Here is a 26,220-nt window from a genome sequence, read left to right as displayed (position 1 = left end):
GCGGACCGACCGGGAATGGGAAGGCAATGCCATGCATGTGGGAAATGCGCGTTATCTGAAGCCGGCGGACCTGCCCGAGGCCATCCCCGTCTTTCCGTTGACGGGCGCCCTGCTGCTGCCCGGCGGGCAATTGCCGCTCAACATCTTCGAGCCGCGTTATCTCTCCATGCTTGACGACGCGCTCGCCACGCACCGGCTGATCGGCATGGTGCAGCCGGTCTTTGGCGACCACCGCGCCGATGACACCGCAAGCGAAACGCCAGCACTCTGCCAGGTCGGCTGTATTGGCCGAATCACCTCGTTTGCCGAGACCGGCGACGGGCGCTACATCGTTTCGCTGACGGGCGTGTGCCGCTATCGCCTGCTAGAAGAGGTGCGCGGCAGCAAATCCTACCGCAATTTCCGCATCGCCCCCTTCATCGCCGATCTGACCGCGCAGGACGACGAAACGAGCGTCGACCGCGATGCCTTGCTCGCCGCCTTCAAGGCCTATCTCGACGCCAACAAGCTGGAAGCCGACTGGGAAAGCGTGGAACGCGCCAGCAACACAACACTCGTCAATTCCATGGCGATGATGTCGCCCTATGGGCCGGCGGAGAAACAGGCCCTGCTGGAGGCGCCTGATCTCAAGACCCGCGCGGAAACGCTGATCGCCATAACCGAGATCGTGCTGGCGCGCAGCTACGGCGATGTCGACACGATGCTGCAATAGGACGCCAGCAATGAATGCCAGCACCAGCCAGGTTGACCCCAAGCTGCTCGAACTGCTCGTCTGCCCGCTGACCAAGGGCCGGCTAAGCTACAATGCGGCAACCGGCGAACTGATTTCGGAAAAGGCAAAGCTCGCCTATCCGATCCGTGACGGGATCCCGATCATGCTGATTTCCGAGGCGCGCGAAATCAAGGATTGAGGGCGGAGTACCGAGCAGTTGTCCGGGGGCATGGCACCCTCTGCGTCATCCTCGGGCTTGACCCGAGGATCCACGCAGCACGGCATGCCTGGAGATTGTGGATCCTCGGGTCAAGCCCGAGGATGACGCATAGGGGCGGGATGCGCGTTTAGAGGTTCACCGCGAATCAGATCCGCTGCCCGACCAGCATACGCGGATGACCGCCGCCGGATGTGCCTTCCGCCTGGCGGATGAAGAAGGATTTGAGGCCCGGCAGGCGATCGACGACACCGAGGCCGACATCGCGCAGCACGCGCAGCGGCGTTGCGTCGTTGGAAAACAGACGGTTCAGCACATCCGTGGTGATGCCCATGCGCACCGTATCGAAGCGGCGCCAGGTTTCGTAGCGCTCCAGCACGGAGATCGCGCCGATATCGAGGCCGAGACGGTCGGCCTCGACGACCGTTTCGGCAAGCGCCGCCACGTCCTTGAAGCCGAGATTGAGACCCTGGCCGGAAATCGGGTGGATGCCATGCGCGGCGTCACCGGCAAGCGCAAAGCGCGGTGCGACAAAGGCGCGGGCGAGCGTCAGGCCGAGCGGAAAGGCCCGGCGGCCGCCGACGACCTTCAGACTGCCCAGCTTGTGGCCGAAGCGGCGCTCCAGTTCTTCCTCGAAGACCAGGTCGTCGCTTTCGACGAGGCGGCGCGCGTCTTCCGTGCGCTCGGTCCAGACGAGAGAGGAGCGGTTGCCGGTGAGCGGCAGCGTCGCGAAGGGGCCGGCGGGCAAAAAGTGTTCTTCTGCCGTGCCATCATGCGGGCGTTCGTGCTCGACCGTCGTGACGATGCCCGACTGGCCGTAATCGAAGCGCACGGTCTTGATGCCGGCCATGTCACGCAGCTTCGAGCGCACGCCATCGCAGGCGACGAGCAGCCGGGTCTGGCACTCGGACCCGTCCGAAAGACGGACCGCCGTGGCATGCTGGCCGGTGGCAAACCCGTCTGCCGAGGTCGCCCAGCGCACGGCCACGCCGAGGCTTTCGGCCTGGCGGAGCAGGCTGCCGGTCATGGCGCGGTTCGGCACCATATGGGCGAAGGGCTGGCCATCGTCGCCGGAGCCGGTTCCCTCGAAGGTGAGGAAGACCGGGCGCACGGGATCGGCCGTGCGCGAATCGGTGATGACCATGCGGCGGATCGGTTCGGCTTCCGGCGCGATCTCGTTCCACACACCAAGTACGTCGAGCAGGTTGCGCGCGGCGGCAACGATCGCCGAGGCGCGCTCGTCCTTCTGCCAGACATGCTCCGGCGCGCCATCGACGACTTCAACGGCGAGGTGCGGCGCGGCTTTCTTGATCGCGACGGCCAGCGACAGGCCGACATAACCACCGCCGGCGACAAGGACGTCGAGCATGGGGGCTTCGGGCATGGCGTTCTCCTGGACGCTTGAGGTCTGCTTTTGCTCTATATAGAGGAAGAAGGCCCGCTTTCCTACCTTGGGCCACCCTTGGGAGCCACGTCCAAATGTCGCGCCAACCTGCACAAAACCCCGCCATGGATGCCCTTCTGGAGACGCTCGACCTGGAACGGCTGGAGATCCGGCTGTTTCGCGGCAAGAGCCCGCAGGTCGGCTGGCAGCGCGTGTTCGGCGGGCAGGTTATCGGCCAGGCGCTGGTGGCGGCGACACGAACCGTGGAAGAACCGGGCCGCTTCGTGCATTCACTGCATGCCTATTTCGTGCGGCCGGGCGATCCCGCCGTGCCGATCCTCTACGATGTCGAAAACATCCGCGACGGCGGTTCCTTCGCGACGCGCCGCGTCGTCGCCATCCAGCACGGCAAGCCGATCTATTTCATGACGGTGTCCTTCCAGGACGACGAGGATGGTTTTGAGCACCAGGCCCCCATGCCGAACGTGCCGCCGCCGGAGGAATTGCTCGGCGAGGCGGACCTGAAGGCGCAGTTCATGACGCAGGCGCCGTCGCATATCCGCGCCTATTGGGAGCGTCCGCGACCGATCGAACTGCGTCCGGTCTCGCTCACCCACTATTTCTCGCGCGACAAGCTGGAGCCCAGCCAGAACATCTGGGTGCGCACCACCGGGCCGGTGCCGGCCGAACGCCACCTTCAGGCAGCTGTGCTCGCCTATCTCTCCGACATGACGTTGCTCGACACGTCGCTCTTTGCGCACGGCACTTCGGTGCTCGATCGCTCGCTGCAGGTGGCGAGCCTCGACCATGCCATGTGGTTCCACCGGCCGCCCGTTCTCGACGACTGGCTGCTCTACAGCCAGGACAGTCCTTCGGCATTTGGCGGCCGCGGCATGACCCGTGGCGCAATTTTCACCCGTTCCGGCACCCTCATTGCCTCCGTCGCGCAGGAAGGGCTGATTCGGAAAAAGGCAACTGAGTAATTTTTACTCATAAGTCTATTAACGCCTATTTTTTGACCATTTGCGGTGATGATTTTTTGCACCGCAACATGGGCGCGATTTTTATCGATTTAAATTCATAACCTTAGCGGATCATTTTCGATCCGTTCGAATCTGGCACGCCCCTTGAATGTGTAGTTCCCAGTCGTTGCGTTTGCCGCGGCAAGGAGAGATGGCCCCGGCTGGGGACAAGCACGAAGGATGGGAACCAGATGAAAATCGTAATGGCCATTATCAAGCCGTTCAAACTCGATGAGGTGCGCGAAGCCCTCACCGCCGTTGGCATCCAGGGCCTGACGGTGACCGAGGTGAAGGGTTACGGACGCCAGAAGGGACACACGGAAATCTACCGCGGCACCGAATATACCGTGAGCTTCCTGCCGAAACTGAAGATCGAGATCGCCGTGCCGAGCGATATCGTCGACACCGCCGTCGAAGCGATCACCGTTGCCGCCAAGACCGGCCAGATCGGCGACGGCAAGATCTTTGTCTACTCCATCGATCACGCCGTGCGCATCCGCACCGGCGAAACCGATTCCGAAGCGCTTTAAGCAAACGGCCTTTCAGGGAGCCTATTTACAATGTCGTCATTCAAGTTTTCTCATACCCTTTCCCGCGTGGCTGCCGCCACGACGGCCATGTTTGCGCCCGTTGTCGCCTTCGCGCAGGAAGCAGCGCCAGCTGCCACCGAAGCCGCTGCTGCGGCACCGGTTCCGGACAAGGCCGACACCGCCTTCATGTATCTCGCCACCATCCTCGTCCTGTTCATGCTCGTTCCGGGCCTCGGCCTGTTCTACGGCGGCCTAGTGCGCGCCAAGAACATGCTGTCCGTGCTGATGCAGTGCACGGTCGTCGGCGCCGTCATGATGATCGTCTGGGTCGTCTATGGCTATTCGTTCGCCTTCGGCGGCTCGACGAGCGCCTACTTCGGCGGCTTCGGAAAGCTCTTCCTGTCGGGCGTCACGATCGACAGCACGTCGGCCACCTTCACGGATGGCGTCGTGATCTATGAATATGCCTTCATCGCCTTCCAGATGACGTTCGCCGCCATCACGCCGGCCCTCATCGTCGGCGCCTTCGCGGAGCGCATCAAGTTCTCGGCCGTGATTCTGTTCACCGTGCTCTGGGCAACCTTCGTCTACTTCCCGATCGCTCACATGGTCTGGGACGCCAATGGCCTGATCTTCGGCATGGGCGCTCTCGACTTCGCCGGCGGCACGGTCGTTCACATCAATGCCGGTGTTGCGGGCCTTATCGGCGCGATCATGGTCGGCAAGCGTACCGGCTTCGGCAAGGACATGATGGCCCCACACTCGATGACGCTCACGCTCGTCGGTGCAGCAATGCTCTGGTTCGGCTGGTTCGGCTTCAATGCCGGCTCCAACCTCGAAGCATCGGGCGGTGCGGTCCTCGCCACGATCAACACCTTCCTCGCAACCGCCGGCGCGATCGTTGCCTGGTGCCTGGCGGAAAACTTCACCCGCGGCAAGGCTTCGATGCTGGGTGCTGCCTCGGGCATGATCGCCGGCCTCGTCGTCATCACCCCGGCTGCCGGCTCGGTCGGTCCGATCGGCGCCATCGTGCTTGGCCTCATCGCCTCGCCGGTCTGCTACTTCTTCGTCTCCACGGTGAAGAACAAGTTCGGCTTCGACGACACGGCTGACGTCTTCGGCGTCCACGGCATCGGCGGCATCATCGGCGCTGTCGGCACCGGCATCTTCACCGCACCGAGCCTTGGCGGCACGGGTGCAGCAGACTTCTCCATCGTCTCCCAGACCTATACCCAGATCGTCGCCGTTCTCATCACCATCGTCTGGTGCGGCGTCGTCTCGGCGATCCTCTACAAGATCGTCGACATGGTCGTCGGTCTGCGCGTCTCCGTCGAAGCCGAGCGCGAAGGTCTCGACCTGTCGTCCCACGGCGAAGCGGCCTACCACTCGTAAAAAGTTCGCGGCGGCTAAAGCAGTTCCAGCAAAAACGCGCAGCGGTTTTGCGTCCGGAACTGCGTAAGAACCAAGGGCAGGAGCATTTTCGCGGCTCGAAGAAAAGCGGAATTGCTCCTGCCAGCCGCCGCCACGATCCCGTCGCGGCCATAGGAAACTATGCCGCCCTTGGCCCGGACCCAAAGTCCGGGCCCTTTTCGTTTCCACACTGCAAAGCACGGTCTCATATGGCTTCGGGCGGCGCATGGTTAACGCGCCATTAAGGCTTCCTTCGTAGGGTTCACAGTCAGGCACCTCCGCGAATCGCGCGGAAATGATGCGATATTCCTTGGCGTGAACACGGACTGTACCCCATGAGCAGAAGCATTTCGGCAGGACTGGATAACCGTCACGACCGTTTCGTTCTGTCAGCATTCGTCTGGCGACAGACGCAGATCCTGTTCGGGCTCTGCGTCTTCCTCGGTCTCGCCCTCGCCATTGCAGCGCTCTCCACCTGGAACGTCGCCGACCCCAGCCTCTCCTATGCCTCGGGCGGCACGCCGGCCAATATCCTCGGTTATCCCGGCGCCGTCTTCGCCGATCTCTTCATGCAGTTCTTCGGCCTTGCCAGCGTGATCGCACTGCTGCCGGTCGTCGCCTGGGGCCTGGCGCTGATCAGCGGCCGGCGCTTTAACCGCGTACCGCAACGCGCCGGCGCCTGGCTCGGCGGCGCGATCCTCGCTTCCGCAGCATTGTCCTGCGTGCCCGCCCCCGTCACCTGGCCGCTGCCGACCGGGCTTGGCGGCGTCTTCGGCGACATGATCCTGCGCTTCCCCGCCCTCTTCACCGGCGCTTACCCGACCGGTGTGTTTGCGAGCATCCTCGGCGGCATCATCGCCATCCCCGCCGCCTGGTCGATGGTGTTCAGCGCGGGCCTGATCGGCTCCGTCTCGATCGACGACGAGGAGGATTTCGCTCCCGTCCCGACGGCGAGCCGGGCCCGCACCATTGCCGAGGGCAACGAGGATGACGACGACGAGCGGGAAGGTCCGCTCACCGTTCTCGCCGGCGCGATGACCCACGCCTGGTACACCGGCCACGCCCGCATGCGCCGCCTCTTCGGCCTCGGCAACCAGCGCCGCAGGGCGCGCGGCATCGAGCAGCCCTACGATTTCAACGAGGACGAATTCGGCACGCTGAACGAACCGGCACGGGCCCGCACGCCGGCCCGCGCCATCGAGCGCGTCGAACCCTCGCTGGACGGCCGCCGCGTGGTCGCCGCCCCCCCGATGGCCACCGACGATGACGATGTGCCCTTCGACATGGACGAGCCGCTCGTCCGTCCGAGCGGCATCCTCTCGGACGACGATTCCGACGACATCGCTGCCGACTGGGCGCCACGCCGTGCGCCGCCCCGGCAGACGGCGCCTGCCACAACGGCCCGCGTGGCACCGCCCGCCGCTCGACCGAAACCCGGCCAGCGCATCGAGCGCGAGGCGCAGACCTCCTTCGTCGGCCCGGATGGTTTTGCGCTGCCGCCGATCCATCTGCTCGCCGAACCGCGCGGCCAGGTGCGCGACACCACTTTGTCCGCCGACGCGCTGGAGCAGAATGCCCGCATGCTGGAAGGCGTGCTGGAGGATTTCGGCGTCAAGGGCGAGATCATCCATGTCCGCCCCGGCCCGGTCGTCACGCTTTACGAACTGGAGCCCGCACCCGGCATCAAGTCGTCGCGCGTCATCGGCCTCGCCGACGACATCGCCCGCTCGATGAGCGCGATCGCCGCCCGTGTCGCCGTCGTGCCGGGCCGCAACGCCATCGGCATCGAGCTGCCGAACCAGACCCGCGAAACCGTCTATCTTCGCGAACTCATCGCCAGCCGCGATTTCGAGACCAGCAAGACGAAACTCGCCATGGCACTCGGCAAGACGATCGGCGGCGAGCCGGTCATTACCGATATCGCCAAGATGCCCCACCTGCTCGTTGCCGGCACCACCGGCTCTGGCAAGTCGGTCGCCATCAACACCATGATCCTGTCGCTGCTCTACCGGTTGAGGCCGGAACAGTGCCGGCTGATCATGATCGACCCGAAGATGCTGGAACTTTCCGTCTATGACGGCATCCCGCACCTGCTCTCCCCCGTCGTCACCGATCCGAAGAAGGCCGTCGTCGCCCTCAAATGGACGGTGCGCGAGATGGAGGAGCGCTACAAGAAGATGTCGAAGATCGGCGTGCGCAACATCGACGGCTTCAACAGCCGCGTCGAGCAGGCGCTGGCCAAGGGCGAGCAGATCAGCCGCACCGTGCAAACCGGCTTCGACCGCCAGACCGGGGAGGCGATGTACGAGACCGAGGAATTCGATCTCCAGCCGATGCCCTATATCGTCGTCATCATCGACGAAATGGCCGACCTGATGATGGTCGCCGGCAAGGACATCGAAGGCGCCGTCCAGCGGCTTGCCCAGATGGCGCGTGCCGCCGGCATCCACGTCATCATGGCAACGCAGCGTCCTTCGGTCGACGTCATCACCGGCACGATCAAGGCGAACTTCCCGACCCGCATCTCCTTCCAGGTGACCTCGAAGATCGACAGCCGCACCATTCTGGGTGAACAGGGCGCCGAACAGCTGCTCGGCATGGGTGACATGCTCTACATGGCCGGCGGCGGGCGCATCCAGCGCGTGCACGGCCCCTTCGTCTCGGACGGCGAGGTGGAAGCTGTCGTGGCGCACCTGAAGACGCAGGGCGCACCGCAATATCTCGACGCGATCACCGCGGACGACGACGAGGACGGTGACGACGGGCATGGTCCCGCCGGTACTGCCAATCTCGACGATTCGGACGATCCGTACGACCAGGCGGTGGCCGTGGTGCTGCGTGACGGCAAGGCCTCGACATCCTACATCCAGCGCCGCCTCGGCATCGGCTACAACCGCGCCGCCTCGCTGATCGAGCGCATGGAGAAGGAGGGGCTGATCGGCCCCGCAAACCACGCCGGCAAGCGCGAGATCCTCGTGCCGACGGAAGACGAAATATCGGGACGATAACCGGGAACGGAGCGCCTCGAACGGCGTTCCAATCCTCACGTCCCGCGATGTGGGCCGATGCCATCATGGCGCCGCGTTTGGCTCGCATGACATGCCCATGAAGGAGACCGACATGACCCGATCCGAGAACGGCCGCGCGACCGGAACGCTGACGCGCCGCGGTTTTACCTGCCTGATGGCCTTCACGCTTGCCGCCGGCCCTTCGGTGCTTTCGCCCGTCGAGGCGTCAGCGCAGGCAAGTGCCACGGCGCAGAAGATCGCCGACCATTTTTCGTCCGTGAAAACCATGATGGGCGAGTTCGTGCAGTTCGGCCCGCGCGGTGAACAGACCGGCGGCAAGTTCTTCATCGACCGCCCGGGAAAGATCCGCTTCAACTATGAAGACCCCTCGCCGATGCGCGTCATCGCCGACGGCAAGTCGGTCGTCATCGGCAACCGCAAGCTCAAGACCTGGGACATCTACCCGCTCTCCAAGACGCCGCTGAACCTGCTCCTCGGCAACAAGATCGACCTGTCCGCCAAGATGGTGCGCAACGTCAAGGAAGAGGCGGACCTGACGACCATCGTGCTGGGCGACCGCAACATGTTCGGTGATTCGACCATCACCATGATGTTCGACCCGAAGACCTATGACCTGCGCCAGTGGACGATCACCGACGCGCAGGGCAAGGACACTTCCGTGATGATCTTCAACGTGAAGACCGGCGTTCCGCTCGACGACAAGGTGTTCTCGATCCCCTACGACGAAATCCGCAACCGCGGAACGAAGTAACAAGCCGTTTCCGTTTCGGCACACATGCGCTACGGCGCCGTGCGCCATTCGTGACGCACGGCGCCGTAGCTTTATAAAATTGCTGCATAATTTTATCCTTAAACCGATACCGGTTTAAGGAATTATGCAGTAAGACGCCCCGACCGGCCCGTGAGAACGGGCCGGGTGTTTTTGAGGGTTTGAGCATGGCACTTTCGATCGCGACGTGGAACATCAACTCCGTGCGGCTGCGCATGCCGCTCGTCGAGCACTTCCTGAAGACGTTCGCGCCGGACATCCTGTGCCTGCAGGAAACCAAATGCCCGAACGACCTCTTCCCCTCCAAGCCATTGAAGGCGCTCGGCTACGAGCACATCGTCATACACGGCCAGAAGGGCTATCACGGCGTCGCCACCATCTCCCGCCTGCCGCTCACCGAGATCGTCGAGCGGCGTGACTATTGCGGTGTCGGCGATGCGCGCCACGTCTCGGTGCTCTTCCATCACCGGGGCAAGTCGATCCGCCTGCACAATTTCTATGTGCCGGCCGGCGGCGACGAGCCGGACCGCACGATCAACACGAAATTCGGCCACAAGCTCGATTTCATCGAGGAGATGAAGCTGCTGCATGCCGAGGCCGAGGCCGGCATTTCCTCGATCCTCGTCGGCGACCTCAACATCGCGCCGCTGGAACACGACGTCTGGTCGCACAAGCAGCTCCTGAAGATCGTCAGCCACACGCCGATCGAGACCGAGGGCCTGACCGACGTGATGACGAAGGGCGCCTGGGTCGACCTGATGCGCCGCAAGGTGCCGGCCGAGGAAAAGCTCTATACGTGGTGGAGCTACCGCTCCGCCGACTGGCAGGCCGCCAACAAGGGCCGCCGCCTCGACCACATCTGGTCCTCCGCCGACCTCGACCCGCACCTCACCGACATCAAGGTGATCCGCGAGGCGCGCGGCTGGGAACGGCCGTCGGACCACGTGCCGGTGATTGCCGAGTTCGATTTTTAAAAGCAATTCCAGCAAAAGTGCGCAGCAGGCTTGAGCTTGGAATTGCGCTGGAAGAGCTCAAGCGAAGCGGCGGGCGAGGCCGCGCATCTGGGTAATCATTGCTGAAAGATTTTCGCGGATGCGCGCATCGACGAGCACGGCGACATCAGGATATTCCTCCAGCATGCGCCGGAACAGCGGCCGGTTGATGCGGATGACCTCGCTGTCCTCGATCGCGACTGCCGTATACTTCCGCTCCACCGCGGAAATCATCGCAAGTTCGGAGAGAAGTGTGCCGGCATCCGCCATGCCCTCGTCGCGCGTCGAGCCGTCGCGCAGTGTCGAGGTCAGGCCGAACGCGCCGTAAGCGACGACAAAGCCGCAATCAGCCGACGTGCCCTCACGAAACAGCGTCTGCCCCTCGACCAGCCGGCGGCGCTCCGCACCAAAGGCCATCAGCCGCAGCTTGTCGTCGGAAAGCCCCGCGAAGAGCGGCACGCGGGACAGAAGGGCGATGTCGTCAGCGAGTGCCACGTCGGGCGCTCCTCTTGAATTACGGTACGATCTTGTACCCGCCGTTCTCTGTCACGAGAATCTCCGCATTGGAAGGGTCGCGCTCGATCTTCTGGCGCAGGCGGTAGACGTGGGTCTCCAGCGTGTGGGTCGTCACACCGGAATTATAGCCCCAGACTTCCTCCAGCAGCACGTCGCGCGTCACCACCTTCTGGTCGGCGCGATAGAGGTAGCGGATGATCGCCGCCTCCTTTTCCGTCAGCCGAATCTTTTGGCCGTTTTCCAGCGTCAGCAGCTTCTGGCCGGGCTTGAACGTGTAGGGGCCGACGCTGAAGGTGGCGTCTTCGCTGCTCTCGTGCTGGCGCAGCTGTGCGCGAATGCGCGCGAGCAGCACGGCGAAGCGGAACGGCTTCGTCACATAGTCGTTGGCGCCGGCTTCAAGCCCGAGAATCGTGTCCGAATCGGTATCGTGCCCTGTCAGCATGATGATCGGCGCCTTGAAGCCGCCCTTGCGCAACAGCTTCACCGCCTCGCGGCCATCCATGTCCGGCAGGCCGACATCCATGATCAGCAGGTCGATCTGGTTGCCGCGGGCCGCCTGGATGCCCTTGCCGGCCGTGGTTTCCTCGAGCGTGGTGAATTCCTCATAGAGCGAAAGCTGCTCGACGAGCGTTTCACGGAGGTCGTTGTCGTCGTCGACAAGAAGGATCGTGCGGGATGTCATGCTTTACCTCTCGGCATTCCCCTGGAAAGTAAGGGAGTTGTGCCCAAAATTCAAATGGAAGGGATGGCCTTCCGGGTGCGCCTATGTCTTAGCCTGTTAAATTGCCCCATGGCGCGAATATGGCAGGGACAGATGAGCCGGATCACTTCTCCTAAACATTGCGTGAAGACTGTCCTCGTGCGCCCTGCACCGGGCAACAAGACCCGCGCGATCGTGCAGGTCGGTTCCTTGCGCATCCCCGCCGTCATCGGGCGCTCCGGGCGCACCAGCCGCAAGCGCGAGGGTGACGGCGCAACACCCATCGCCGCCATGCAGCTTCTCTCCGGCTTCCTGCGCGGAGACCGGCTGGCCCTGCCGAAGACAGCCCTGCCGCTTCGCCGCGTCCGCCCCTCCATGCTCTGGTGCGACGATCCCGGCCACCCAAACTACAATCGCTTGGTCCGCGCGCCCTTCAAGCCGAGCCATGAGGACATGCAGCGCGAGGACGCGCTCTACGATATCTGCCTCGTGCTCGACTGGAACATCACGTCGCGCCGCCGCAATGCCGGATCGGCGATCTTCTTTCATCTTTTCGACCCGGACCGCCCGCAAACCGCCGGCTGCATCGCCGTTTCCCGGCGGAACATGCTGCTGATCCTGCCGCATCTGCGCCGCGGCACGGTCGTACGGGTTCTCTGAATTTTCTGTTGGAGCGCCGCTGAAATAACGCGCCGACGGACCTATATGCATCCCGACCGTCGCCAGGCTGCAAGGCGCCACGGGAAACCTTCGGGTTCAAGCACGCCGTCCATTTTCACGGAGACATCCTGATGAGCGATCAAACGACAATCACATTTCATGACGGCAACAGCATTCCCCAGGTCGGCCTCGGCGTCTGGCAGACCCCGAACGACACCGCCGTAACCGCAGTCAAGGCAGCGCTCGCCACCGGTTATCGCCACATCGACACGGCTGCCATCTATGAGAACGAGCAGGGTGTCGGCGAGGGTATCAGCACGTCCGGCGTCGACCGTGCCGAAATCTTCCTGACGACGAAACTCTGGAACTCCGACCAGGGCTACGAGCAGACGCTCAAGGCGTTCGATGCCAGCCTGAAGCGGCTCGGCACCGATTATGTCGATCTCTACCTCATCCACTGGCCGGCACCGAACCGCGGCCAGTATGTCGATACCTGGAAAGCGTTCATCCAGCTGCAGAAGGAAGGTCGCGCCCGCTCGATCGGCGTGTCCAACTTCTATCCCGCACACCTGCAGCGTCTGATCGACGAGACCGGCATCACGCCGGTCATCAACCAGATCGAGCTGCATCCGGACTTCCCACAGACCGAGACGCGGGCCTACCACGACAAGCACCGCATCATCACCCAGTCCTGGAGCCCGCTCGGCCAGGGCACGTTGCTGGAAAACCCTGTCGTCGCCAAGGTCGCCGCCAAACACGGCCGCACACCGGCGCAGGTCATCACCCGCTGGCACATCGACAACGGGCTGGTGGTCATTCCCAAATCGGTGACGCCGTCGCGCATCGCGGAGAACTTCAAGGTCTTCGATTTCAAGCTCGACGCCGAAGACATGGCGACGTTCGCCGGCCTCGAAAAGGACGGCAAGCGCATCGGGCCGGATCCGATGACGGCAACGTTCTGATCCTGCGACGGGCGGCTTCGGCCGCCCGTTTCGTTTACGGTAACGTCTTCGGCGTGACGAAGCCTTCGAGCCGACCGGTTCCCGGCGCGACATTCTCCCAACGCTCGACATCGAAGACGATCACCGCCAACCCCGCCGTCGGATATTTCGTCCGCAGCCGAGCCAGCGCATCCCCATCGCCGTCCGGCGCCAAGAGCGCGGCCAAATTCTCAAAACCCGGATTGTGGCCGATGACGAGCAGCGTTTTGCTCTCCTCCGGTGCCGCCTGGATCGCCGCGCGAATGGCCGCCGGCTCGGCTTCATAAATCGACGGCACCGTACGGGACCGGCAGGGCTTCGCAAACGCCTGTTCGACAAGCGCCCAGGTCTCCTGCGTGCGCCGCGCCGACGAGACCAGCCCGAAATCCGGCTGGAGGCCGGCGGAGGCGATGTAGGCGCCCATGCGTGGTGCGTCCCGGCGGCCGCGGTCGCCGAGTGGGCGATCGTGATCTTCCACGCCCTCCGGCCAGGCGGACTTGGCGTGGCGCAACAAGAGGAGGCGTTTCATGGGATCTCCTACAAATGAAAAAGCCGGGAGCGTGCTCCCGGCTTTCTATCACAACGGCAATGAAGCCGTGATCAGTTCCACTCGCGGATATCGACGAAATGGCCGGCGATCGCGGCGGCGGCGGCCATGGCGGGCGACACGAGGTGCGTGCGGCCCTTGAAACCCTGGCGGCCTTCGAAGTTGCGGTTCGAGGTCGAGGCACAGCGCTCGCCCGGCTTTAGGCGGTCGTCGTTCATGGCAAGACACATGGAGCAGCCCGGCTCGCGCCAGTCGAAACCGGCCGCCTTGAAGATCGTGTCGAGACCTTCCCGCTCCGCCTGCTCCTTCACCAGGCCCGAGCCCGGAACGATCATCGCGCTGACGGTCGACGCCACCTGCTTGCCTTCGACGACGGCAGCGACGGCACGCAGGTCTTCGATACGGCCGTTGGTGCAGGAGCCGATGAAGACGCGGTCGATGGCGATATCGGTGATCTTGGTGTCCGGCTTCAGACCCATATAGTCGAGTGCGCGCCACTTGGAGGAACGCTTGGTCTCGTCATCGATCTCGTCCGGGTTCGGCACGACGCCCTGCACGGAAACGACGTCTTCCGGCGAGGAACCCCAGGAGACGATCGGCGGCAGGTTGGCGGCATCGAGCACGACGACGCGGTCGAAATGCGCGCCTTCTTCCGTGTAGAGCGTCTTCCAGTAGTCGATCGCCATGTCCAGCGCCTGGCCCTTCGGCGCGCGCGGCTTGCCCTTTATATATTCGAAGGTCTTTTCGTCCGGCGCGATGAGGCCGGCGCGGGCGCCGCCTTCGATCGTCATGTTGCAGATCGTCATGCGGCCTTCCATCGACAGCGAGCGGATGGCCTCGCCTGCGAATTCGATGACGTGGCCGGTGCCGCCGGCAGTGCCGATCTCGCCGATGATGGCGAGGATGATGTCCTTTGCGGTAACGCCCGGCGGCAACTGGCCGTCGACGCGCACCAGCATGTTCTTCGCCTTCTTCTGGATCAGCGTCTGGGTTGCGAGCACATGCTCGACTTCAGAGGTGCCGATGCCATGCGCCAGCGCGCCAAAAGCGCCGTGCGTGGAGGTGTGGCTGTCACCGCAGACGATGGTCATGCCCGGCAGCGTAAAACCCTGCTCCGGGCCGACGATGTGCACGATGCCCTGGCGGACATCCTTTTCCGAATAGTATTCGACGCCGAATTCCGCGGCGTTGGTCGCAAGCGCCTCGACCTGGATGCGGCTTTCCTCGTTCTTGATGCCCTGCGCGCGATCCGGCGAGGTGGGAACGTTGTGATCGACGACGGCGAGCGTCTTTTCCGGTGCGCGGACCTTGCGGCCGGCCATGCGCAGGCCTTCGAAAGCCTGCGGCGACGTCACTTCGTGAACGAGGTGACGGTCGATGTAGAGAAGACAGGTGCCATCTTCCTGGCGGGAGACGATATGATCGTCGAAAATCTTGTCATAGAGGGTACGGGGTGCGCTCATAGCTCTTCATCCGCTTGGCATGTTGAGGGTACAGGAATTCAGCAAGCACACGGGCTTGCAGGATCGAGAGCGATCAGGCTAGGCGGCTGGTGAGCGCCCCGAAGACACGCGCAAAGAAGCGTGCCGGCAGGCGCTTATGGTCCTGCAGCACGACGACATGCTTTTCCGTGCATCCGAATTTGGATTCCATGGTCCCGCATATAGCGATTTTTCGCAGGCTCGGCAAGTTGGTGGCTGCCCCGCGGCGCACGCTGTTTCCGAAAATATCCACCCGTCCTCCTTGCCCCGGCTCCGAATATTTGACACTCGATAGGCGTATCCGGCTAAGGGTCGGCCAAGGGGACAGAATATGAAGACGATTACCTGGCGGGACCGCCTGCGCTACCAGTTCGACAAGAGCATGGCGGCAGGGCCGATCGCGCTGATCGGCTGGCTGACCGTGATCTCGCTGGTCGTGATTGTCGTCGCCGGCCTGTTCCTGGCGATAACCGGCATTACCCAGCAGGGCAGCGAGCCCGTTTCCTTCATTGAAGGCGCCTGGGAATCGCTGATGCGCACCATGGATGCAGGCGCCATGGGCGGCGATGTCGGCTGGGGGTTCCGCGGCGTCTCGCTTTTCGTCACCGTCGCCGGCATCTTCGTGTTCTCCGCCCTCATCGGCGTGCTGAGCTCGGGCCTCGACGAAAAGCTCGACGAGCTGCGCAAGGGCCGCTCGCATGTGCTGGAAAAAGACCATACGATCATCTTCAACTGGTCGCCGTCGATCTTCGACGTCATTTCCGAACTGGTGATCGCCAACCAGAGCCGCCGCAATGCCCGCATCGTCATCATGGCCAACAAGGACAAGGTGGAGATGGAGGACGAGATCGCCAACAAGATCGAGGACCTCGGCAGCACCCGCATCATCTGCCGCAGCGGCGACCCGACCGACCTCTATGACGTCAACATCGTCAATCCGCAGGCGTCGCGCTCGATTATCGTGCTGTCGCCGGAAAGCGACTACGCCGATTCCGAGGTCATCAAGACCGTGCTCGCCCTCGTCAACGATCCCGGCCGGCGGAAGGAGCCTTACCGGATCGCCGCCGAAATCCGCGACGAGAAGAACGCCGAAGTCGCCCGCATCGTCGGCGGCACCGAATTGCAGCTGGTGCTCGCCGATGAATTGATCTCCCGCATCGTCGTCAGCTCCAGCCGGCAGGCCGGCCTTTCGGCCGTCTATACCGAACTGCTCGATTTCGACGGCTCGGAAATTTACACCGTCGAGCAGCCGGCCCTTGTCGGCAAGTCGTTCGGCAATGCTGTCATGGCCTATGAGACATCGACGCTGATCGGCCTTTGCGACAATGACAGCGTGGTGCATCTCAACCCGCCGACAAACCACATCATCCTCGCCGGCGAACGGGCAATCCTGATTGCCGAGGACGATGCGACGATCAAGCTCAGGACGGGAGAATTCGAGGTCGACCGCGAGATCGTGCGCCCGCGCGTCCACCGCGAGCCGGGACCGGAGCGCACGCTGCTGCTCGGCTGGAATCGGCGCGGGCCGATCATCACGCAGGAGCTGTCGCGCTACGTCTCGCCGGGCTCCGAGCTGATGATCGCCGCCAATACGCCGAATCTCGAGGCGGAAGTCGCAGGGCTCTCCTATTTGCAGGAGAACCTGACGGTTCGCTGCACGGCGATCGACACGTCAAACCGCGCCGCCCTCGATGCGCTCGACGTGCCGTCCTACGATCATGTGCTGGTGCTCGGCTACAGCGACCACATGGCCGCACAGCCGGCCGATACCGCAACGCTGGTGACGCTGCTCCAGCTGCGCAAGATCGCGGATGCCGCCAACCAGCATATCGGCATCGTCAGCGAGATGATCGACGTGCGCAACCGCAACCTCGCAGCCGTCACCCGCGCCGACGATTTCGTCGTCAGCAACAAGCTGGTCAGCCTGATGCTGGCGCAGGCCTCGGAAAACGAACTGATGGCGCAGATCTTTGACGAACTGCTCGACAAGGACGGCTCGGAAATCTACATGCGCCCGGTCACCGACTATATCGCCATCGACCGGCCGGTGAATTTCTACACCGTCAACCTCGCCGCCCTCATCCGCGGCGAAGTGGCGCTCGGCTACAGCCGCGCCAATGCGCCGGGCCACGACCCGCGCAACATGGGCGGCGTCGTGGTCAATCCGGTGAAGTCGGAGAAAATCACGTTCGATCCCACCGACCGCCTGATCATCCTCGCCCGCGAGTAAGCTCAGTTGCGGCGCAGGCGTCTTTCCAAGCCGCGAAGGCCGAGCGAAAGGCCGATCGTCAGGATGAGATAGACATAGGCGACGATGGAATAGGTCTCGAAGAACCGGAAGGATCCGGAGGCGTAGACCTTGCCCATCTGCGTGATGTCGGCGACGCCGAGCACCGAGACGAGCGAGCTGTCCTTCACCATGGCGACGAAATCGTTGCCGAGCGGCGGCAGGATGACACGCACCGCCTGCGGAAAGACGACGAGCCGGAAGCGCTGGAAACGCGACAGGCCCAGCGCCTTGGCCGCCTCGATCTGCCCCTTGTCCACCGCCTGGATGCCGGCACGGAAAACTTCAGCGATGAAGGCGGAATAGCCGATCATCAGCGCGAAGATCGCCCGCCACATCAAGGAGAGGTCACGCACCTGCATCGGCTCGGCAAGGCCGGCACCGACAAGCGGCGAGAGCACGAGATTGATCAAGGCCACCAGTGCCGGCGCGCCGACAAAGGCGATGTAGAACAGCAGCACAAGGATCGGCACGCCACGGATCACCTCCGTGTAGAAGCGGGCGATCTGGCGCAGCACCTTGCTGTCCGACAGCGCCATCAGCGCAACGCCGAGGCCGAGCATCGTGGCGAGCAGAAAGGCGACGAGGGTCACGAAGACCGTGACCCACAGTCCCTTCAGCACGACGCTGAACACCTGTGTATAGAGATCATTGGCGACGATGACGCCGGCAAGCGCCAGCGCAATCACGCCGAGCGCGACCAGCCACCAGGGATAGTCGCCCTTCGACGCGTCAGAAGAAACGGGAGCCATGGCCGCCCGCTACTGGCCCATCTTGTAGTCGAGGAACCACTTCTTGTTGAGTGTATCGAGCGTGCCATCCGCCTTGAGCGCGGCGATTGCCGCGTTGACGGGGGCGACGAGATCAGACCCCTTCGGGAAGATGAAGCCGAAGTCTTCCGTGCCGAGCGGCCCGCCGACGACCTTCAGCTTGCCGTTGGAAGCATCGACATAACCCTTGGCCGCAACGCTGTCGGTCAGCACGAGATCGACATCGCCGCCCTGGAGCGCCTGCACGGTCGCGCCAAAGGTCTCGAACAGCTTGATACGCGGGTTCTGCTCGTTGCCATCGAGGATTTCGTAGACGGCGGTGTAGAAGGGCGAGGTGCCCGGCTGCGCGGCGATCAGCCCGTCCGTCAGGGCAGCGAAGGACTTGGCGTCGGTGAAGCGTGTCTCATCGGCACGCACCAGCATGAACTGCTGCGAGCGCATATAGGGGTCGGAGAAATCCACCTTCTCCTTGCGGTCGTCCTTGATGGTGATGCCGGTCATGCCGATGTTGTACTGGTTGTCGGAGACGGCCTGGATCATCGCGTCCCACGAGGTGTTCTGGTACTCGACCTTGAAATTCAGCCGCTTCGCGATCTCGTTCATCGCGTCATATTCCCAGCCGATCTGCTCGCCCGTCTTGGGATCGACGAACTGGATTGGCGGATAGGCATTTTCCGTCACGACGACGACGGTCTTGCCGCCGAGGTCCGGCAGGTCCGAGGCGAAAGCGACGGCGGGCATGAGGGCAGCGGCAGCAAGGCCTGCAAGGACGGCGCGGCGGGAAAACATCAACTATGCTCCTGAATTGTGGCGGCGGAACACTGTCACAGTTACCGTTCGCTAGGCAAGCCGCGCGCTTCTTTCACCTTTGCTCTTTTCGCGCGAAGAGCATGGGCGTAGGCTTGGTGGATGGCATGGCCGGGGGGCTTCCATGAGATATCTGTTCGTCATTCTGACTTGTCTATTGTTCGGCACGGTTCCTGCTGCCGCCAAACGAGTGGCGCTGGTCATCGGCAACGACGCCTATGAGGCCGTGCCGCAGCTCCAGAAGGCCGTGAACGACGCGCGCGCCGTCGCGCAGTCACTGGCCAGGCTCGATTTCGCCGTCGATCTCGGCGAAAACCTGACGCGGCGCCAGATCAACGCGAAGTTCGCCGACTTCGTCGAACACATCTCGCCCGGCGACACGGCCTTCTTCTTCTTTGCCGGCCATGGCGTGGCGATCGACGGCCAGAACATCCTGCTGCCGATCGATATTCCGGATTCCAGCAATGCCGGCCTGGTGCGCGACGAGGCGCATGTGGTCGACGACCTCCTGGCGCGCGTGCAGGGCAAGGGGGCGGCCGTCAGCTTCTTCGTGCTCGATGCCTGCCGCAACAATCCTTTCGCCTCGAAAGGTGGCCGGAGCGTCGGCGCGACGCGCGGCCTTCAGGTCGTGGCACCACCGACGGGCACCTTCGTGCTGATGTCGGCGGGCGCCGGGCAGGAAGCGCTCGACCGGCTCGGCGACAATGACGCCAATCCCAACTCGATCTTTACACGCACCCTGCTGCCGCTGCTGCAAAGGCCCGGCATGAGCCATATCGCGCTCGCCAAGGCCGTGCAGAGCGAGGTGGAGGCGACGGCGAAGACCGTCGGCCGCAAGCAGCAACCCGCCTTCTACGACCAGATCACGGGCGAGATCGTGCTTCTTCCTGGCGGCAGTCAGGCTACGCCCGTCGAGACGGCCAAGGAAACGCCGGACGAGACAAACAACCGGGGTTCCGTTCAGGTCGAGGTCGATCCCGCGCTTGAAGAGTGGAACGCCATCAAGGATCTGCGCAGCCTGAAGATCCACCAGGCCTTCCTGCGCAAATTTCCCGACAGCCGCTACGCCGACTATGCGCGCGCGCTCGTGGAGGAGCTTGAGACAGAGGCCGCGAGCAAGGCGAAGGTGGAGGAGGTCAAGCAGGTACCGGACACGGACGAGGATGTGGAACCCGAGGCAAATACCGAGCTCGAGACCCAGCGCGTCTCGGCTGGCTGGTTCGTCATCCTCGGCTCCTTCCCGCAGGGCCAAGCGGAAAAGGCCCGCAAGCGCGCCGGCTTGATGCGAAACCGGGGCTACGACGTCTCCATCATCGATACGAACAACTACCGAAGCCTTGCCGACGGGCTCTACTCCGTGGTGATGGGTCCCTACAAGAAAAGCACGGCCCTGCGGGAACTCGGCAACGCGCAACAGGTTGTGGGAGACGCATACATCAAGGAAATCCGCTGATGGGCATCACAAGACCGGCATTTCTTCTCCTCGCCTCGTTCATGATGGCGTCTTCCGCGGACGCCGCTGAGGTGATGAGCCGAGCCGAATGGGGCGCCCGCAAGCCGGTGCTGGCGATGGAAAAGCAGACGCCGTCACGCATTACCGTGCACCACACCGCAACGCGCAGCAAACACGGCCTTTCGATCGTCAAGAAGATGACGTCGCTACAGGCGTTTTCGCAGGCGAAATCCAAGCTTGCGGACGGGCGCACGAAGGAGCCCTGGGCCGACATTCCCTACCACTTCTACATCGCCGTGGATGGCAAGATCGCCGAGGGCCGGCAGATCAGCTTCGTCGGTGATACCAACACGAAATACAATCCGGCCGGCCATATCACGATCGTCGTGGAGGGCAATTTCGAGAATGAGAAACCGACGACCCAGGAGCTGGCCGCGCTGAAGACGCTGATCCGCGATCTTTCCAGACAGTACGGCATTCCGGCCGACCGCATCGGCACCCACAAGGATTTCGCCCAGACCGCCTGCCCCGGCAAGAATCTCGAGGGCGAGGTTCACCGTATCGCCGCCGAACTTGGCGCGAAAAGCCAGTAAAGCCAGCAGAAACGAAAAAGCCGCCGGCACGGGCCGACGGCTTCGATCGATCAGATGCCGCGCTGATTATTCAGCGGCGGGCTCTGCAGCCTTTGCGGCTTCAGCAGCTTCTGCTGCTGCCTTTTCGGCAGCGGCCTTCTCGGCGGCTTCAGCTGCGGCCTTTTCAGCGGCGAGTGCCTGGGCTGCTGCAATCTTCTCGGCTTCGAGACGGGCCTTTTCTTCAGCAACAGCGGCGCGCTCGGCGTCGTTCAGGCTGCGGGCGCGCGTGCCGGTGTTCTCGACGATACGAGCCGACTTGCCGCGACGATCGCGCAGGTAATAGAGCTTGGCGCGACGGACCTTGCCGCGGCGCACGACTTCGACGCTTTCGACGAGCGGCGAGTAAACCGGGAATACGCGCTCGACGCCTTCGCCGTAGGAAATCTTGCGAACAGTGAAGCTCTCGTTGATGCTGCCACCCGAACGGGCGATGCACACGCCTTCATAGGCCTGGACGCGGGTACGGGTACCTTCCGTCACGCGGACGTTGACGCGGAGCGTGTCGCCCGGGGAAAATTCCGGAAGCGTGCGCTTGGCTTCGATCTTCGCGGCCTGTTCGGCTTCGAGCTGCTGGATGATGTTCATCGGTCTAAACCTTCTGGTTCTTCTGAAACAGCCAGAGCGCTCGACGGTCACCTTGCGAGGTCATGCCTCTTGGGTTAGCCCGTTGCCGGGCGGAGCGGATTCGCCATTCTTTGCTTGCAGGTCGGCTGGGTTATCCCAAATCCGTGCGGGCCAATACACCAATCGAACCGGCTTGTCATCCCCGAGGCCGAAAGAATCCGCCTTGAAGAGCCGGTTTTCGGCGCTTGCCGGTCCCTTGCGGCCACGCTATCACCCCAAAAGGGAGGAGCGGCACGGCATCCCGGCCGCTGCCGCCGGGAGTATCATGTCCATAGCCGATGCCATACTGCTTTTCGTTGCCGGCTTCCTGTCGGGCGTGGTGAACGCCATTGCCGGCGGCGGCACGTTCCTCACCTTCGGCGCGATGACGCTGACCGGCCTGCCGCCGATCGTCGCCAATGCCACCTCCTCGATCACCCAGTTTCCCGGCTATGTCACCTCCTCGCTTGCCTATGCCAAGGAGATCAAGGCGGACTGGCGCGAAGCGGCGCTGCTCGGGGTGATTTCCCTCGTCGGCGGCCTTGGCGGAGCGCTGCTGCTGCTGTCGCTCGACAATCCGTCCTTCCGCGCGCTGGTGCCCTGGCTGCTGCTCGCCGCGACCGTCATCTTCGCCGCCGGCCCCTATCTCAAGCCGAAGACGCTGCATGCCGAAACGCCGGTCTCGCCGCTCGGCCTTGCCGGGCAGTTCGCGACCTCGATCTATGGCGGCTTCTTCGGTGCCGGCATGGGCATCATGATGCTCGCCGTGCTCGGCCTCACGAAGGGCGGCGACTACCACCGGCTCAATGCGCTGAAGAATTTCCTGGCCGTGGTGATCGCCGCTGTCGCGATCGTCGTCTTTGCCAGCGGCGACGTGGTCGGCTGGCCGCAGGCGGCCGTCATGGTACCGGCTGGCGCGCTTGGCGGCTGGTCCGGCGTCTGGGCGGCACGACGCGTGCCGCAGCCGGTCATCCGCGCCCTGGTGGTCGCTGTCGGTGCGGCGCTGACGGTCTATTATTTCGTGACGGGCTGAGCGAGAAGATCCGGCCGGCGCTCGCGCGTCAGCGCCTCGGCCTCCTCACGGCGCCATCTGTCGATCGCCGCATGGTGGCCGGAGGTCAGCACGCCGGGGATTTCCTGGCCTTCCCAGACCTGTGGACGGGTATAGTGCGGATGCTCCAGCAGCCCGCCCTCGAAACTCTCATGCTCGCCGGACAGCGCATTGCCCATCACGCCCGGCAGGATGCGCACGATGGCATCGAGCAGGATCATCGCCGCCGGCTCGCCGCCCGAGAGAATGTAATCGCCGATCGACACTTCTTCGAGTTGCCGCCCGTCAATGACGCGCTGGTCAACACCCTCGAAACGGCCGCAGACCACAATCACGCCCTCGCCCGCAGCGAGTTCGCGCACGCGGGCCTGCGTCAGCGGCAGCCCACGCGGGCTCATCAGCAGCCGCGGGCGGCTGTCGCCCTCGGAGGCATGATCGATGGCACGCGCCAGAACGTCCGGCTTCAGTACCATGCCGGCACCGCCGCCGGCCGGCGTGTCGTCCACGGTGCGGTGGCGGTCGGTCGTGAAATCGCGGATCTGCACGCAGTCGAGCGCCCAGTCGCCGCGATCCAGCGCCTTGCCGGACAGCGACTGGCCCAGGAGGCCCGGAAACATTTCCGGGTAGAGCGTCAGGATGGTGGCGCGGAAAGCCACGTCATTCCCCGTCGTCTTCGGGGGGGCGGCGCCGCCAGCTGCCGGGGCCTTCCTTTTCTTCTTCCTCGAGACCGGCCGCAAAGGCGTCGATCACCAGGCGGCCGCCATCGACATCGATTTCCAGCACGGCAGCTTCGGAGAACGGAATGAGCACAGGACGCTTGCCGGGACCTTTGAGCTCCAGGAGATCACCTGCACCAAAATCGAAGATGCCGGTCACCGTGCCGTGGCTGCGGCCCTGCGTGTCGACGGCCTCCAGGCCTTCGAGATCGGCATAGAAGAACTCGTCTTCGTCCAGTTCCTCGTCCGGCAGGTTGTCGCGGTCGATATAGAGTTCAAGGCCGTTCAGCGTCTCGGCCGTGTTGCGGTCGTTGATGCCGCGGAAGCGCACCACGACGACATTCTTCGCCTCGCGCACCTCCAGCACCTCGAAGGACCGGCCGTCCTGGGTGTGCAGATGGCCGTAGTCACCGATCGCCGTCGGGTCGATGGTGTAGGATTTCACACGGACTTCGCCGCGCAGGCCCTGGGCCGCGCCGATGGTGCCCATGAGGATAGGATTTTCCGGTTTCGCCATGGTTCGGTTCCGAACGTTCGATGAGGCTTCAGCTACGCGAAAACGCTTTACGACGTTCTTGAGCTTCATCCAAATAAAAACGGGCGGCATGGAACACGCCGCCCGTTCAAGATGATGTCAGGGGAGATTATTCGCCAGCGGCAGCAGCAGCGGCGTCTTCTTCCTTCTGCTTCTTCTCGGCAGCGCGCTCGAGCGCCTTCTTGCCCGGCTTTGCCTTGTCCGGGTTGTTGCGGGCTTCGCGCTTCACGACGCCGGCTTCATCGAGGAAGCGGGCAACGCGGTCGGTCGGCTGGGCGCCCTTGGAGAGCCATTCCTTGATGCGGTCGGCGTCGATCTGGACGCGGGTCGCGTCTTCCTTGCCGAGCATCGGGTTCCACGAACCGACCTTCTCCAGGAAGCGGCCATCGCGCGGCGAACGGGCGTCGGCAACAACGATCTGGTAGTACGGACGCTTCTTGGAGCCACCGCGGGCGAGACGAATTTTCAGTGCCATGTCATTTCTCCTTGGATGTAGGTGACCGCTTGTTTCAAGCGGTATTCTGGTTTGCGCCGCTGTGTTCAGCAGCAATGGCTTCGTGGTGCCGGATCACCTCGTGGATGATGAAGTTCAAAAACTTCTCCGCGAAATCCGGATCCAGATTGGCATCCTTCGCCAGGCGGCGAAGGCGCTCGATCTGGTATTCCTCGCGCGCCGGGTCAGCCGGCGGCAGTTCATGCGTCGCCTTCAGAACGCCCACCGCCTGCGTGCAGCGGAAACGTTCGGCGAGCATATGCACAAGGGCAGCGTCGATATTGTCGATCGACTGCCGGTATTCCCCCAATTGCTGCTTGACCGTCGGATCGATCGTCATGCCTCAATTCCTCACTTCTTCTTCGGCAGGCCGGGAAGGCCCGGCAGGCCACCAAGACCCGGAAGACGGCCGCCGCCGAGACCGGGAAGACCACCGCCGCCCAGGCCCGGCATGCTGCCCGGCTTGATGCCGGCGGCTTCCGCCTGTTTGGCAAGTGCTTCGATCTGCTTCGGGTCCATCTTCGACAGATCGGGCATGCCGCCCATGCCGCCGCCAAGGCCACCGAGGCCCATCTTGCCGGCAAGGCCGCCCATCATCTGCTTCATCATGCCGCCGCCCTTCTTGCCGCCCATCATCTTCATCATGTCCGCCATCTGACGGTGCATCTTGAGAAGCTTGTTGATGTCGGAGGCATCGGTGCCGGAGCCGGCGGCAATGCGCTTCTTGCGGGAGTGCTTGAGCATGTCCGGGTTGGCGCGCTCGGCCTTGGTCATCGAATTGATGATGGCGATCTGGCGGCCGAAAAGCTTGTCGTCGAGACCGGCGGCGGACATCTTGTCCTTCATGCCGGCCATGCCGGGCATCATTCCCATGATGCCGCCCATGCCGCCCATCTTCTGCATCTGGCCCAGCTGGTCGGCGAGGTCGTTCAGGTCGAACTTGCCCTTGGCCATCTTGGCGGCCATGGCGGCCGCCTTCTCGGCGTCGATATTCTCCGCCGCCTTCTCGACGAGCGAAACGATGTCGCCCATGCCGAGGATACGGTCTGCGACGCGGCGGGGATGGAACTCCTCGAGTTCGCCCATCTTTTCGCCGACGCCGATCAGCTTGATCGGTTTGCCGGTGACGGCACGCATCGAAAGGGCGGCACCACCGCGGCCATCGCCGTCCATGCGGGTCAGCACGAGGCCGGTAATGCCGACGCGCTCGTCGAAATTGCGGGCGAGGTTGACGGCGTCCTGACCGGTCAGCGCATCGGCGACGAGCAGGATTTCATGCGGATTGGACTTCCGCTTGATCTCCGCCATCTCGATCATCAGCGGTTCGTCGATATGAGTACGGCCGGCCGTGTCGAGGATGACGACGTCATGGCCGCCGAGTTTTGCGGCCTGCACGGCACGCGAGGCGATGTCGGTCGGCGACTGGCCGGCGATAACAGGCAGCGTATCGATGCCCGCCTGGACGCCCAACTGGCGCAACTGCTCCTGCGCGGCCGGACGGCGCGTGTCGAGCGAGGCCATCAGGACCTTCTTCTTGTCGCGCATCTTCAGCCGGTTGGCGATCTTGCCCGAAGTGGTGGTCTTGCCCGAGCCCTGCAGACCGACCATCATGATCACGACGGGAGCCGCCGCATTGAGATCGATCGACACGCCCTCGGAGCCGAGCATCGAGACCAGCTCGTCATGCACGAGCTTGACGACCATCTGGCCGGGCTTGATCGACTTCAGGATTTCCGCGCCGACGGCCTTTTCGCGCACCGCATCGGTGAAGGAGCGCACCACTTCCAGCGCCACGTCCGCTTCGAGCAGCGCACGGCGGACCTCACGCAGCGCCGCCGAGACATCGGCCTCGGAAAGCGCGCCACGGCCCGTCAATCCATTCAGAATGGAGCCAAGGCGGTCCTGGAGTGTTTCAAACATCACG

At 63.5% G+C, this 26,220-nt stretch carries 27 protein-coding genes; 14 read left to right on the top strand and 13 right to left on the bottom strand.

Features of this window, described 5'->3' with window-relative positions:
• Positions 1-31: 31 nt before the first annotated feature.
• Complete coding sequence (locus tag BSY16_RS16540; protein ID WP_069060680.1) at positions 32-712, top strand: LON peptidase substrate-binding domain-containing protein; 681 nt, start codon at positions 32-34, stop codon at positions 710-712.
• A gap of 10 nt (positions 713-722) precedes the next feature.
• On the top strand, positions 723-911 hold the full coding sequence (locus BSY16_RS16535) for a Trm112 family protein (protein WP_069060679.1): 189 nt from the start codon (positions 723-725) through the stop codon (positions 909-911).
• A gap of 166 nt (positions 912-1,077) precedes the next feature.
• On the opposite strand, the gene BSY16_RS16530 is transcribed toward BSY16_RS16535, so the two are convergent.
• Complete coding sequence (locus tag BSY16_RS16530) at positions 1,078-2,298, bottom strand: ubiquinone biosynthesis hydroxylase (protein ID WP_069061588.1); 1,221 nt, start codon at positions 2,296-2,298, stop codon at positions 1,078-1,080.
• A gap of 110 nt (positions 2,299-2,408) precedes the next feature.
• Between BSY16_RS16530 and tesB the strand changes: the two genes are divergently transcribed.
• The 6 genes from tesB (at position 2,409) to BSY16_RS16500 (ending at position 10,047) form a co-directional block, all read left to right on the top strand.
• On the top strand, positions 2,409-3,296 hold the full coding sequence (tesB, locus tag BSY16_RS16525) for an acyl-CoA thioesterase II (protein ID WP_069060678.1): 888 nt from the start codon (positions 2,409-2,411) through the stop codon (positions 3,294-3,296).
• 230 nt (positions 3,297-3,526) lie between these two features.
• Positions 3,527-3,865: a P-II family nitrogen regulator gene (locus BSY16_RS16520; RefSeq protein WP_069060677.1), complete on the top strand. Its 339-nt coding sequence runs from the start codon at positions 3,527-3,529 to the stop codon at positions 3,863-3,865.
• Between the two features lie 30 nt (positions 3,866-3,895).
• Entirely contained in the window at positions 3,896-5,257 is a 1,362-nt protein-coding gene (locus tag BSY16_RS16515) for an ammonium transporter (protein WP_069060676.1), read from the top strand.
• 353 nt (positions 5,258-5,610) lie between these two features.
• Positions 5,611-8,283: an FtsK/SpoIIIE family DNA translocase gene (locus BSY16_RS16510; RefSeq protein WP_069060675.1), complete on the top strand. Its 2,673-nt coding sequence runs from the start codon at positions 5,611-5,613 to the stop codon at positions 8,281-8,283.
• A 97-nt stretch (positions 8,284-8,380) separates the two neighbouring features.
• Positions 8,381-9,055, top strand: coding sequence for an outer membrane lipoprotein carrier protein LolA (locus BSY16_RS16505; RefSeq protein ID WP_069060674.1), 675 nt, complete (start codon positions 8,381-8,383; stop codon positions 9,053-9,055).
• A gap of 185 nt (positions 9,056-9,240) precedes the next feature.
• Entirely contained in the window at positions 9,241-10,047 is an 807-nt protein-coding gene (locus BSY16_RS16500) for an exodeoxyribonuclease III (RefSeq protein ID WP_069060673.1), read from the top strand.
• Between the two features lie 57 nt (positions 10,048-10,104).
• Here the strand turns inward: BSY16_RS16500 and BSY16_RS16495 are convergent, their stop codons facing one another.
• A complete protein-coding gene (locus BSY16_RS16495) occupies positions 10,105-10,560 on the bottom strand; it encodes a cyclic nucleotide-binding domain-containing protein (RefSeq protein ID WP_069060672.1) in 456 nt (151 codons plus the stop codon).
• A gap of 19 nt (positions 10,561-10,579) precedes the next feature.
• Positions 10,580-11,263 carry a response regulator transcription factor gene (locus tag BSY16_RS16490; RefSeq protein ID WP_069060671.1) on the bottom strand — a complete coding sequence of 228 codons (684 nt, stop codon included), beginning with the start codon at positions 11,261-11,263 and terminating at the stop codon, positions 10,580-10,582.
• Positions 11,264-11,425: 162 nt separating this feature from the next.
• On the opposite strand from BSY16_RS16490, the gene BSY16_RS16485 reads away from it, so the two are divergent.
• Positions 11,426-11,941, top strand: a complete 516-nt coding sequence (locus tag BSY16_RS16485) for a L,D-transpeptidase family protein (protein WP_286157145.1) — start codon at positions 11,426-11,428, stop codon at positions 11,939-11,941.
• Between the two features lie 131 nt (positions 11,942-12,072).
• The gene (locus BSY16_RS16480; protein WP_069060669.1) at positions 12,073-12,903 is read left to right on the top strand and encodes an aldo/keto reductase; all 831 of its coding nucleotides are present in this window, start codon (positions 12,073-12,075) and stop codon (positions 12,901-12,903) included.
• Between the two features lie 34 nt (positions 12,904-12,937).
• Here BSY16_RS16480 and BSY16_RS16475 read toward each other — a convergent pair whose 3' ends face one another.
• Positions 12,938-13,450, bottom strand: coding sequence for a SixA phosphatase family protein (locus BSY16_RS16475; RefSeq protein ID WP_069060668.1), 513 nt, complete (start codon positions 13,448-13,450; stop codon positions 12,938-12,940).
• A gap of 71 nt (positions 13,451-13,521) precedes the next feature.
• A complete protein-coding gene (gene leuC / locus BSY16_RS16470) occupies positions 13,522-14,931 on the bottom strand; it encodes a 3-isopropylmalate dehydratase large subunit (RefSeq protein WP_069060667.1) in 1,410 nt (469 codons plus the stop codon).
• A 349-nt stretch (positions 14,932-15,280) separates the two neighbouring features.
• On the opposite strand from leuC, the gene BSY16_RS16465 reads away from it, so the two are divergent.
• Positions 15,281-17,179: a CASTOR/POLLUX-related putative ion channel gene (locus BSY16_RS16465; RefSeq protein WP_069060666.1), complete on the top strand. Its 1,899-nt coding sequence runs from the start codon at positions 15,281-15,283 to the stop codon at positions 17,177-17,179.
• 2 nt (positions 17,180-17,181) lie between these two features.
• Here the strand turns inward: BSY16_RS16465 and BSY16_RS16460 are convergent, their stop codons facing one another.
• Entirely contained in the window at positions 17,182-17,988 is an 807-nt protein-coding gene (locus BSY16_RS16460; protein ID WP_069060665.1) for an amino acid ABC transporter permease, read from the bottom strand.
• Positions 17,989-17,997: 9 nt separating this feature from the next.
• The gene (locus tag BSY16_RS16455; protein WP_069060664.1) at positions 17,998-18,795 is read right to left on the bottom strand and encodes a basic amino acid ABC transporter substrate-binding protein; all 798 of its coding nucleotides are present in this window, start codon (positions 18,793-18,795) and stop codon (positions 17,998-18,000) included.
• A gap of 142 nt (positions 18,796-18,937) precedes the next feature.
• Here BSY16_RS16455 and BSY16_RS16450 point away from each other — a divergent pair, with 142 nt between their 5' ends.
• On the top strand, positions 18,938-20,266 hold the full coding sequence (locus BSY16_RS16450; protein ID WP_083242932.1) for a caspase family protein: 1,329 nt from the start codon (positions 18,938-18,940) through the stop codon (positions 20,264-20,266).
• Positions 20,266-20,859: a peptidoglycan recognition protein family protein gene (locus BSY16_RS16445; RefSeq protein WP_210187396.1), complete on the top strand. Its 594-nt coding sequence runs from the start codon at positions 20,266-20,268 to the stop codon at positions 20,857-20,859. Before BSY16_RS16450 ends, BSY16_RS16445 begins: the two co-directional genes overlap by 1 nt.
• Positions 20,860-20,925: 66 nt before the next feature.
• Here BSY16_RS16445 and rplS read toward each other — a convergent pair whose 3' ends face one another.
• On the bottom strand, positions 20,926-21,483 hold the full coding sequence (rplS, locus tag BSY16_RS16440) for a 50S ribosomal protein L19 (protein ID WP_069060662.1): 558 nt from the start codon (positions 21,481-21,483) through the stop codon (positions 20,926-20,928).
• Positions 21,484-21,787: 304 nt separating this feature from the next.
• Between rplS and BSY16_RS16435 the strand changes: the two genes are divergently transcribed.
• Positions 21,788-22,534, top strand: a complete 747-nt coding sequence (locus BSY16_RS16435) for a sulfite exporter TauE/SafE family protein (protein WP_069060661.1) — start codon at positions 21,788-21,790, stop codon at positions 22,532-22,534.
• Here BSY16_RS16435 and trmD read toward each other — a convergent pair.
• The 5 genes from trmD to ffh are packed head-to-tail and all read right to left on the bottom strand — an operon-like array spanning position 22,516 to position 26,216.
• Positions 22,516-23,208 (bottom strand): tRNA (guanosine(37)-N1)-methyltransferase TrmD, encoded by a 693-nt coding sequence (trmD, locus tag BSY16_RS16430; RefSeq protein ID WP_069060660.1) that lies wholly within the window; start codon positions 23,206-23,208, stop codon positions 22,516-22,518. The genes BSY16_RS16435 and trmD overlap by 19 nt on opposite strands.
• Before the next feature lies 1 nt (position 23,209).
• Positions 23,210-23,875, bottom strand: a complete 666-nt coding sequence (rimM, locus tag BSY16_RS16425) for a ribosome maturation factor RimM (protein WP_083242931.1) — start codon at positions 23,873-23,875, stop codon at positions 23,210-23,212.
• Between the two features lie 37 nt (positions 23,876-23,912).
• Entirely contained in the window at positions 23,913-24,278 is a 366-nt protein-coding gene (gene rpsP / locus BSY16_RS16420) for a 30S ribosomal protein S16 (protein WP_069060658.1), read from the bottom strand.
• A gap of 34 nt (positions 24,279-24,312) precedes the next feature.
• A complete protein-coding gene (locus BSY16_RS16415) occupies positions 24,313-24,636 on the bottom strand; it encodes a chorismate mutase (RefSeq protein ID WP_069060657.1) in 324 nt (107 codons plus the stop codon).
• An 11-nt stretch (positions 24,637-24,647) separates the two neighbouring features.
• On the bottom strand, positions 24,648-26,216 hold the full coding sequence (gene ffh / locus BSY16_RS16410) for a signal recognition particle protein (RefSeq protein WP_069060656.1): 1,569 nt from the start codon (positions 26,214-26,216) through the stop codon (positions 24,648-24,650).
• Positions 26,217-26,220: the final 4 nt, after the last annotated feature.

It is taken from the genome of Sinorhizobium sp. RAC02, from assembly GCF_001713395.1.
Taxonomy (GTDB): domain Bacteria; phylum Pseudomonadota; class Alphaproteobacteria; order Rhizobiales; family Rhizobiaceae; genus Shinella.
This window is presented reverse-complemented; position numbering and strand designations above follow the sequence as displayed.

Excerpts from the sequence above, each read along its gene's own strand:
- BSY16_RS16530 (WP_069061588.1), bottom strand. The coding sequence starts at position 2,298 with ATGCTCGACGTCCTTGTCGCCGGCGGTGGTTATGTCGGCCTGTCGCTG.
- BSY16_RS16515 (WP_069060676.1), top strand. The coding sequence starts at position 3,896 with ATGTCGTCATTCAAGTTTTCTCATACCCTTTCCCGCGTGGCTGCCGCC.
- BSY16_RS16435 (WP_069060661.1), top strand. The coding sequence starts at position 21,788 with ATGTCCATAGCCGATGCCATACTGCTTTTCGTTGCCGGCTTCCTGTCG.
- rplS (WP_069060662.1), bottom strand. The coding sequence starts at position 21,483 with ATGAACATCATCCAGCAGCTCGAAGCCGAACAGGCCGCGAAGATCGAA.
- BSY16_RS16450 (WP_083242932.1), top strand. The coding sequence starts at position 18,938 with ATGAGATATCTGTTCGTCATTCTGACTTGTCTATTGTTCGGCACGGTT.
- BSY16_RS16520 (WP_069060677.1), top strand. The coding sequence starts at position 3,527 with ATGAAAATCGTAATGGCCATTATCAAGCCGTTCAAACTCGATGAGGTG.
- BSY16_RS16475 (WP_069060668.1), bottom strand. The coding sequence starts at position 13,450 with ATGAAACGCCTCCTCTTGTTGCGCCACGCCAAGTCCGCCTGGCCGGAG.
- BSY16_RS16535 (WP_069060679.1), top strand. The coding sequence starts at position 723 with ATGAATGCCAGCACCAGCCAGGTTGACCCCAAGCTGCTCGAACTGCTC.
- BSY16_RS16510 (WP_069060675.1), top strand. The coding sequence starts at position 5,611 with ATGAGCAGAAGCATTTCGGCAGGACTGGATAACCGTCACGACCGTTTC.
- BSY16_RS16445 (WP_210187396.1), top strand. The coding sequence starts at position 20,266 with ATGGGCATCACAAGACCGGCATTTCTTCTCCTCGCCTCGTTCATGATG.
- BSY16_RS16415 (WP_069060657.1), bottom strand. The coding sequence starts at position 24,636 with ATGACGATCGATCCGACGGTCAAGCAGCAATTGGGGGAATACCGGCAG.
- tesB (WP_069060678.1), top strand. The coding sequence starts at position 2,409 with ATGTCGCGCCAACCTGCACAAAACCCCGCCATGGATGCCCTTCTGGAG.
- rpsP (WP_069060658.1), bottom strand. The coding sequence starts at position 24,278 with ATGGCACTGAAAATTCGTCTCGCCCGCGGTGGCTCCAAGAAGCGTCCG.
- BSY16_RS16480 (WP_069060669.1), top strand. The coding sequence starts at position 12,073 with ATGAGCGATCAAACGACAATCACATTTCATGACGGCAACAGCATTCCC.
- BSY16_RS16455 (WP_069060664.1), bottom strand. The coding sequence starts at position 18,795 with ATGTTTTCCCGCCGCGCCGTCCTTGCAGGCCTTGCTGCCGCTGCCCTC.
- leuC (WP_069060667.1), bottom strand. The coding sequence starts at position 14,931 with ATGAGCGCACCCCGTACCCTCTATGACAAGATTTTCGACGATCATATC.
- BSY16_RS16540 (WP_069060680.1), top strand. The coding sequence starts at position 32 with ATGCATGTGGGAAATGCGCGTTATCTGAAGCCGGCGGACCTGCCCGAG.
- BSY16_RS16465 (WP_069060666.1), top strand. The coding sequence starts at position 15,281 with ATGAAGACGATTACCTGGCGGGACCGCCTGCGCTACCAGTTCGACAAG.
- BSY16_RS16505 (WP_069060674.1), top strand. The coding sequence starts at position 8,381 with ATGAAGGAGACCGACATGACCCGATCCGAGAACGGCCGCGCGACCGGA.
- rimM (WP_083242931.1), bottom strand. The coding sequence starts at position 23,875 with ATGCCGCCCGTTTTTATTTGGATGAAGCTCAAGAACGTCGTAAAGCGT.
- ffh (WP_069060656.1), bottom strand. The coding sequence starts at position 26,216 with ATGTTTGAAACACTCCAGGACCGCCTTGGCTCCATTCTGAATGGATTG.
- BSY16_RS16460 (WP_069060665.1), bottom strand. The coding sequence starts at position 17,988 with ATGGCTCCCGTTTCTTCTGACGCGTCGAAGGGCGACTATCCCTGGTGG.
- BSY16_RS16500 (WP_069060673.1), top strand. The coding sequence starts at position 9,241 with ATGGCACTTTCGATCGCGACGTGGAACATCAACTCCGTGCGGCTGCGC.
- BSY16_RS16490 (WP_069060671.1), bottom strand. The coding sequence starts at position 11,263 with ATGACATCCCGCACGATCCTTCTTGTCGACGACGACAACGACCTCCGT.